Annotated in this window: 1 protein-coding gene; it reads left to right on the plus strand. The window is 61.0% G+C overall.

Going from position 1 to position 1433, the window contains the following annotated elements:
* Positions 1 to 141: 141 nt before the first annotated feature.
* A partial coding sequence (locus D8V06_RS02430) for an aldehyde dehydrogenase family protein (protein WP_130930377.1) occupies positions 142 to 1433 on the plus strand: 1292 nt, incomplete at its 3' end.

Raw genomic sequence — 1433 nt, forward strand, 5'->3', positions numbered from 1 at the left:
CAATGCACAGCATGAATAAACGGAATGATATCTCTCTTAATGGTCGTTTGTTGAGTAACCTGCGTGGCGCTAAAACTACAGGTCTGATCAGTCGTGTTGCTGCGACTGCACCCGTTCCGTTTTTTGCTTGAGGAGTGACCCATGGTTGCCGCATTGCTTGATCGTCTTGGTGTAAACCCGGCCCTGTACCAGAACGGCAAAGTGCCTGTGCATTCGCCCATCGACGGCAGTCGCATCGCCGCCGTGAACTGGGAAGGCGCCGCTGAAGTCGAGCAGCACATCAGTCGCGCAGATCATGCGTTCGAGCTGTGGCGCAAGGTGCCGGCGCCGCGCCGTGGCGAGCTGGTGCGTCAACTGGGCGACATCCTGCGTGAGTACAAGGCCGATCTCGGCGAGCTGGTGTCGTGGGAAGCGGGCAAGATCACCCAGGAAGGTCTGGGCGAGGTTCAGGAGATGATCGACATCTGCGATTTCGCCGTCGGTCTGTCCCGTCAGTTGTACGGCTTGACCATCGCTTCCGAGCGTCCTGGCCACCACATGCGCGAAACCTGGCATCCGCTGGGCGTGGTTGGCGTGATCAGTGCGTTCAACTTCCCGGTCGCGGTCTGGGCCTGGAACGCCACGCTGGCGCTGGTCTGCGGTAACCCGGTGATCTGGAAACCGTCGGAGAAAACCCCGCTGACCGCCCTGGCCTGCCAGGCGCTGTTCGATCGCGTGCTGAAGAACTTCAGCGACGCACCGCCGCACCTGAGCCAGGTCATCATCGGCGGTCGCGATGCCGGCGAAGCCTTGGTTGATGATCCGCGTGTCGCGCTGGTCAGCGCCACCGGCAGCACCCGCATGGGGCGCGAAGTGGCGCCGAAAATCGCCGCACGCTTCGCCCGCAGTATTCTCGAGTTGGGTGGCAACAACGCGATGATCCTGGGCCCAAGCGCCGACCTGGACATGGCCGTTCGTGCGATTCTGTTCAGCGCCGTCGGCACCGCCGGCCAGCGTTGCACCACCTTGCGTCGCCTGATTGCCCATGAGTCAGTCAAAGAAGAAATCGTCACTCGCCTGAAAGCCGCTTACTCCAAAGTGCGCATCGGCCATCCGCTGGAAGGCAACCTGATCGGCCCGCTGATCGACAAGCAAAGCTTCGAGAACATGCAGGACGCGCTGGAGCAGGCATTGAGCGAAGGCGGCAAGGTGTTCGGCGGCAAGCGTCAACTGCAAGACAAGTTCCCGAATGCCTACTACGTATCGCCAGCCATCGTCGAAATGCCGGAACAGAGTGACGTGGTCTGCCACGAAACCTTCGCGCCGATTCTGTACGTGGTCGGTTACAGCGACTTCAACGAAGCCCTGCGTCTGAACAACGCCGTGCCGCAAGGCCTGTCCTCGTGCATCTTCACCACCGATGTGCGTGAAGCCGAGCAGTTCATGTCGGCGGT

Origin of the sequence: Pseudomonas sp. Sample_24 (assembly GCF_004307605.1) — a bacterium.
Lineage (GTDB): Bacteria > Pseudomonadota > Gammaproteobacteria > Pseudomonadales > Pseudomonadaceae > Aquipseudomonas.